The sequence below is a fragment of the Streptomyces katrae genome, from assembly GCF_000966975.1.
GTDB lineage: Bacteria > Actinomycetota > Actinomycetes > Streptomycetales > Streptomycetaceae > Streptomyces > Streptomyces katrae.
Window position 1 is genome coordinate 1 of the sequence record NZ_JZWV01000368.1, and the last position, 6,162, is coordinate 6,162.

Below are 6,162 nucleotides of genomic sequence, written 5' to 3' on the forward strand. Positions count from 1 at the left end.
CTTCGAGGGGCTCGTACTCCGCGACGAGCTGCCGCAGCCGCCGGTGGGCGGCCGGGACGTCCCGGCCCGGGACCGTCTCCACCGGCGTGGCCAGCACCCCGTCGGGGTCGCAGGAGGCGACCCCGATCCGGGCGTCTCCGACATCGATGGCCAGTCGGCGGCCGCGGCGCAGGCTCATCGTCAGGCCGTCTCGACGACGAGGCGCTCGACCGCGGCGATGGCCTCGGGCACGGCGCCCGGGTTCTGGCCGCCGCCCTGGGCCACGTCCGGCTTGCCGCCACCGCCGCCGCCGAGGGTCTTGGCGGCGGTGCGGACCAGGTCGCCGGCCTTGAGGCCGCGCTCGCGGGCCGCCTCGTTGGTGGCGACGACGGTCAGCGGGCGGTCGTTCGCCACGGTGAACAGCGCGACGACGGCCGGGCGGTCGCCGGGGATGCGGCCGCGGACGTCCAGGACCAGCTTGCGCAGGTCGTCGGCGCCCGTGCCGTCCGGCACCTGGCCGACGACGAGGGCGACGCCGCGGATGTCCTGGGCGCCGGCGGCGAGACCGGCGGCGGCCTGGAGGACCTTCTCCGCGCGGAACTTCTCGATCTCCTTCTCGGCGTCCTTCAGCTTGCCGAGCATGGAGGCGATCTTCTCCGGCAGCTCCTCCGGACGGCCCTTGACCAGCTCCTGGAGCTGGGCGACGACCGTGTGCTCCTTGGCGAGGAAGTTGTAGGCGTCCACGCCGACGAGGGCCTCGACGCGGCGCACGCCGGAGCCGATGGAGGACTCGCCGAGCAGCTTCACCAGACCCAGCTGGGCGGTGTTGCCGACGTGGGTGCCGCCGCACAGCTCCTTGGAGAAGTCGCCGATGGTCACGACGCGGACGCGCTCGCCGTACTTCTCGCCGAACTCGGCGATGGCGCCCTGCTTCTTCGCCTCGTCGATGCTCATGATCTCGGCGGTGACGTCGAGCTCGCGGGAGAGCACGTCGTTGATCTTCTGCTCGACGTCGGTGAGGACCGTGCCGGGGACGGCGTTCGGCGAGCCGAAGTCGAAGCGGAAGCGGCCGGGGCTGTTCTCGGAGCCGGCCTGGGCAGCCGTCGGGCCGAGGGCGTCGCGCAGCGCCTGGTGCGTCAGGTGGGTGGCCGAGTGGGCGCGGGCGATGGCCCGGCGGCGCTTGACGTCGATGGCGGCGTACGCGGAGGCGCCGACCGTGACCTCGCCGACCTGGACGGAGCCCTTGTGGACGGAGACGCCCGGGACGGGCTGCTGCACGTCGCGGACCTCGATGACGGCACCGGTGTCGAGCTTGATGCGGCCCTGGTCGGCGAGCTGGCCGCCGCCCTCGGCGTAGAAGGGGGTGCGGTCGAGGACGACCTCGACCTCGTCGCCCTCGGAGGCGGCGGGCGCGGAGACGCCGTTGACCAGGAGGCCGACGATGGTGGCCTCGCCCTGGTTGGTGGCGTAACCGGTGAACTCGGTGGCGCCGGAGCCGTCGGCGATCTCGCGGTAGGCGGAGACGTCGGCGTGGCCGGTCTTCTTGGCCTTGGCGTCGGCCTTGGCGCGGTCGCGCTGCTCCTGCATCAGGCGGCGGAAGCCGGTCTCGTCCACGGAGAGGCCCTGCTCGGCGGCCATCTCCAGGGTGAGGTCGATCGGGAAGCCCCAGGTGTCGTGGAGCAGGAACGCCTTGTCGCCGGAGAGGACCGTGCCGCCGGCGGCCTTGGTCTCGGTCACGGCGGTGTCGAGGATGTTGGTGCCGCCCTTGATGGCCTTGAGGAAGGCGGCTTCCTCGGCGATGGCGACGGTCTCGATGCGCTTGCGGTCGGTGATGAGCTCCGGGTACTGCTGCCCCATCGTCTCGATGACCACGTCGATCAGGTCCCGGACGACCGGGCCGGTGGCGCCCATGAGGCGCATGTTGCGGATGGCGCGGCGCATGATGCGGCGCAGCACGTAGCCGCGGCCCTCGTTGCCGGGGGTGACGCCGTCGCCGATGAGCATGGTCGAGGTGCGGATGTGGTCGGCGACCACGCGCAGGGAGACGTCCGAGTGGTCGGCGGCGCCGTAGGCGACGCCGGTGAGCTCGGTGGCCTTGTCCATGACCACGCGGAGGGTGTCGGTCTCGTACATGTTCCGCACGCCCTGCAGGATCATCGCGAGGCGTTCGAGGCCGAGGCCGGTGTCGATGTTCTTCGACGGGAGGTCGCCGAGGATCGGGAAGTCCTCCTTGCCGTCGCCGGCGCCCCGCTCGTACTGCATGAAGACGAGGTTCCAGATCTCCACGTACCGCTCGTCGTTGACGGCCGGGCCGCCCTCGACGCCGAACTCGGGGCCGCGGTCGTAGTTGATCTCGGAGCAGGGGCCGCAGGGGCCGGGGACGCCCATGGACCAGAAGTTGTCCTTCTTGCCCAGGCGCTGGATGCGCTCGGCCGGGACGCCGATCTTGTCGCGCCAGATGGCCTCGGCCTCGTCGTCGTCGAGGTAGACCGTGATCCAGAGCTTCTCGGGCTCCAGGCCGTAGCCGCCGTCCGCCACGGAGCTGGTGAGCAGCTCCCAGGCGTACTTGATGGCGCCTTCCTTGAAGTAGTCCCCGAAGGAGAAGTTCCCGCACATCTGGAAGAACGTGCCGTGGCGGGTGGTCTTGCCGACCTCTTCGATGTCCGGGGTGCGGACGCACTTCTGCACGCTGGTCAGCGTGGGAGCGGGCGGCTTGGTCTCACCCAGGAAGTAGGGCTTGAACGGCACCATGCCCGCGGGCACCAGCAGCAGAGTCGGGTCGTCCGCGATGAGCGACGCCGAAGGGACAACGGTGTGACCGCGCTCCTCGAAGAAGCTCAGCCAGCGGCGGCGGATTTCAGCCGACTCCATCAGTGGTCCTCATTCCGGTTGTACGAGAGATTCGATCGGTGGGTGGTGCTGTCGGGTCCGATGGCCCGCAGCCGCCGCGGCCCGGGGAGGGCGGTGACGTTGTCGGGCCGGTCGGGGTCGTGGGTCAGACCCAGTGCGTCGTTCAGCTCGTCCTCGCGCTGCGTCATTCCCGCCTTGACGTCGAGGGCGAAGTCCTTGAGGCGGTGGCCCGCCTCCACGGCCTTGTCGGCCGCCTGGGCCGCGAGGCTCTCCGGCGTCAGCTTCTTCAGCTGGCGGTTGACCTTGGTGGTGGCCCAGACGCCGGCGGCGGCGCCGGCGGTGAACCAGAAGGCTCGGCGGAACATCGGAGGTCTCAGCCCTTCTGCTTGCGGCGCCGCGGATCCGGCACCGTACGGCCGACGATCACGGTGCGCCGGGGGGTGCGCTCGGTTTCCGCGCCGGTCCTGCCCATGGCCCTGCGCACCCCGTAGCCGAAGGCCGCGACCTTGACGAGCGGGCCGCCGAAGGTGGAGGCGACGGTGGAGGACAGCGCGGAGGCGTTGGAGGTGACCTCCTGGACGTCGCTCGCGATGGCGTCGACCCGGTCGAGCTGGGTGCGCGCGGAGCGGACGGTCGTCGAGGCGTCGGCCAGCAGCGGGACGGCCTGCTCGGTGACCTCGGCCACGAGCTTGGTGGTGGCCCTGAGCACCTGGGCGAGCCTGGCCAGCGCCACTGCGAGGAAGGAGACCAGGATGGCCCAGAAGACGGCCACGATGATCCCGGCCACCTCTCCACCGGACACGTTGCACCGCTTCCTGAAATCTGGAAACCCGACGGGTTAAGTCTGCTGGTAAGTCTGCTCCGACCCTATCGCGCCGGAGATCCGCCGCAGAACCGGATTCCGGTGCCGCTCCCCCGGATACGGCAAAGCCCGCCGCCCCCGGAGGGGACGGCGGGCCGGACCAGCCTGTGAGTGGCTACGGCCGCTGGATCAGCGGGCGTAGTACTCGACGACGAGCTGCTCGTCGCAGATGACCGGGATCTCCTTGCGGTTCGGGTCGCGGTCGAGGCGGAAGGCCAGGGCCTTCAGGTTGACCTGCAGGTAACGCGGGGTCTCACCCTCACCGGCGTAGCCACCCTCGCGGGCGACCTGGAAGGGGTGCTTCTCGCGGCTGCGCTCGCGAACCGTGATGACGTCGTCGGGACGCACGCGGAACGACGGCTTGTCGACCTTGCCACCGTTGACCTCGATGTGGCCGTGGACGACCATCTGGCGGGCCTGGTAGATGGTGCGGGCGATGCCGGCACGCAGGACCAGGGCGTCCAGACGACGCTCGAGCTCGACGACCAGCGCCTCGCCCGTCTTGCCCTCGGCCTTCTTCGCGCGGTCGTACGCGCGGGCCATCTGGCGCTCGGAGATGTCGTACTGGGCGCGCAGACGCTGCTTCTCGAGCAGACGGACCTTGTAGTCCGAGTTCTGCTTGCGGCCACGGCCGTGCTCGCCCGGCGGGTAGGGGCGGGCCTCGAAGTACTTGACGGCCTTCGGCGTCAGGGCGATGCCGAGGGCACGAGACTTCTTGACCTTGGGTCGCTTCTGGTTCACGGGGAACCTACCTCCATGTAAGTTAGGTGAGGCTTACCTTAGCGAGGAGGACGTAATGTCTCGACCACATGGGATCCCCCTGCCCAGTGCGCAACGCAGTTCGGATCCAGACGAAACAGAATCCGCTTGCGCCGACGATAAGCAAGGTCAGCCGCGTCCCAGGGAAGGCGTTCGGCAGCTCACCGGAGCCGAACGCGTACGAACCCTCGTAGAGTCCAACGCCTCAGTATCCCTCACGCTGCCGGGTGCTCGTGACCAGGTGTGGACCCGTGACCAGCAGGAGTGCGGGACAGGGGCGCCGGCCGCTCGGACCGTCGCCCCGGACGGGGACGTGATTCTCCTTGTGCCAGGGGAATCCGCGGCGGCCAGGGCCGCCGCTCACGCCCAGGACGACGACCTCCCCGCCGTGATCGAGATCACGGACGTGGCGCCGGTGTCCGTCCCCCATCGTATACGCGGCCGCGCCCGGCTCGCCGGGTGGCTGACCCCGGTCCGCGGCGACGACCGCGCCCCCTGCGCGGCGCTCATGGCCGAACGCCACCCGGTGGGCGAGCTGCTCGGGCTGACGGAATCCCTCGACGCCCTCCACCCGGGCCGGCCGGCCTGGATGCTGCTGCGCCTGGAGGTCGGCGAGGTCTCCGTGGACGACCTGTGGGGCGCCGAGCGGGTGGACCCGGAGGAACTGGCGGCGGCCGGGCCCGACCCGATGACCGCCCACGAGGCGGAGCTCCTGCAGCACCTCGCCTCCGTCCACCCCGACCGCCTCGCCGGCCTGTGCGGGCTGCTGGGCTCCCGGGAGGCGGCCGGGCTGACCCCGGTCCCGCTGGCCCTGGACCGGCTCGGGCTGCGCGTCCGCTTCACCCGCGGGCCCGGCCTCGCCGCCTTCGACGCCCGCTTCGACTTCCCCGAGCCGGTCACGGACGTGTGCGGCCTGCGCCGCGCCCTGCGCTCCCTGTTCGCCGCCGCCGCTCACTGAGGGCAGGTGCCGAGCAGTTCCTCCAGCGCCGTCTTCTCCGGCGGGGTCACGGAGAGGCCGTACTTGGCCTTGATCCCGGTGTAGCGGCGCGCGTACTCGCACCAGTACGCCCGCCGGGGCGGCCGCCACTTGTCGGCGGTCCTGCTGCCCTTGTCCTGGTTGGTCCGCTTGTCCACGGCGAGCAGCACGTCGAGGTCGTTGGCGTACTCCAGCCTGCGCGCGGGCGTCCACGCGTACGCCCCCGCCCGCCAGGCGGCGCCGAGCGCGACGACGTGGTCGGTCTCGATCTGCGAGGCGCGGCGGTAGGAGTACGGGAGCTCCCTGCCGGTGTAGGGGTCTTGGAGCACCCCGGAGACGACCACGCAGGGGTTGCGGTCCCCCTGACGGAGCTCGGACAGGTCCCTGCGGAGCACGTCGTCGCGGGTGTCGCACCCGTTGCGGCCGCCGACGCCGTCGGTGTCGTCGGACCAGTACCGGCCGAAGGCCTCGCGCTCGTAGCTCTCCCAGTTCCGGCCCCACTCGACCTTGAGCCCCTTGAGCTCGGTCCGTGCCGTGGCCGCGTCCGGGGGGAACCCCTGCCCGATGAGCGGGATCCTTGCCGGGGGCGGGGTGGCGTCCTGGTGGTGGCACCCGCCGACCAGCAGCGCGGCTGCCGCGACGACGACCAGCGCACGGGGTCCCATGCCCCGGACCCTAGGCCCGGACTCGCCGCCCGGCCGCCCGACACGACGGCCGCTGCGCGGAGCGGAGTCCC

At 71.4% G+C, this 6,162-nt stretch carries 7 protein-coding genes; 1 reads left to right on the forward strand and 6 read right to left on the reverse strand.

What is annotated here, in order from left to right:
• The 5 genes from ruvX to rpsD form a co-directional block, all read right to left on the reverse strand.
• Nucleotides 1-178: Holliday junction resolvase RuvX (gene ruvX / locus VR44_RS14260; protein WP_045947851.1), on the reverse strand; the 178-nt coding region annotated here is incomplete at its 3' end.
• A gap of 2 nt (nucleotides 179-180) precedes the next feature.
• A complete protein-coding gene (alaS, locus tag VR44_RS14265) occupies nucleotides 181-2,850 on the reverse strand; it encodes an alanine--tRNA ligase (RefSeq protein WP_045947852.1) in 2,670 nt (889 codons plus the stop codon).
• The gene (locus tag VR44_RS14270; protein WP_045947853.1) at nucleotides 2,850-3,194 is read right to left on the reverse strand and encodes a DUF6167 family protein; all 345 of its coding nucleotides are present in this window, start codon (nucleotides 3,192-3,194) and stop codon (nucleotides 2,850-2,852) included. The genes alaS and VR44_RS14270 overlap by 1 nt, the downstream gene beginning before the upstream one ends.
• Before the next feature lie 8 nt (nucleotides 3,195-3,202).
• Nucleotides 3,203-3,631: a DUF948 domain-containing protein gene (locus tag VR44_RS14275; protein ID WP_045947854.1), complete on the reverse strand. Its 429-nt coding sequence runs from the start codon at nucleotides 3,629-3,631 to the stop codon at nucleotides 3,203-3,205.
• 189 nt (nucleotides 3,632-3,820) lie between these two features.
• Nucleotides 3,821-4,432: a 30S ribosomal protein S4 gene (gene rpsD, locus VR44_RS14280; protein WP_007263048.1), complete on the reverse strand. Its 612-nt coding sequence runs from the start codon at nucleotides 4,430-4,432 to the stop codon at nucleotides 3,821-3,823.
• Nucleotides 4,433-4,691: 259 nt separating this feature from the next.
• On the opposite strand from rpsD, the gene VR44_RS14285 reads away from it, so the two are divergent.
• Nucleotides 4,692-5,408 (forward strand): DUF2470 domain-containing protein, encoded by a 717-nt coding sequence (locus VR44_RS14285; protein WP_045947855.1) that lies wholly within the window; start codon nucleotides 4,692-4,694, stop codon nucleotides 5,406-5,408.
• Here the strand turns inward: VR44_RS14285 and VR44_RS14290 are convergent.
• Nucleotides 5,402-6,091, reverse strand: a complete 690-nt coding sequence (locus VR44_RS14290) for an HNH endonuclease family protein (RefSeq protein WP_045947856.1) — start codon at nucleotides 6,089-6,091, stop codon at nucleotides 5,402-5,404. The two genes, VR44_RS14285 and VR44_RS14290, sit on opposite strands and share 7 nt — an antisense overlap.
• Nucleotides 6,092-6,162 lie beyond the last annotated feature (71 nt).

What these genes read in the sequence shown, in the direction of transcription:
- alaS (WP_045947852.1), bottom strand. Translation starts at nt 2,850, where the DNA reads ATGGAGTCGGCTGAAATCCGCCGCCGCTGGCTGAGCTTCTTCGAGGAG.
- VR44_RS14270 (WP_045947853.1), bottom strand. Translation starts at nt 3,194, where the DNA reads ATGTTCCGCCGAGCCTTCTGGTTCACCGCCGGCGCCGCCGCCGGCGTC.
- VR44_RS14290 (WP_045947856.1), bottom strand. Translation starts at nt 6,091, where the DNA reads ATGGGACCCCGTGCGCTGGTCGTCGTCGCGGCAGCCGCGCTGCTGGTC.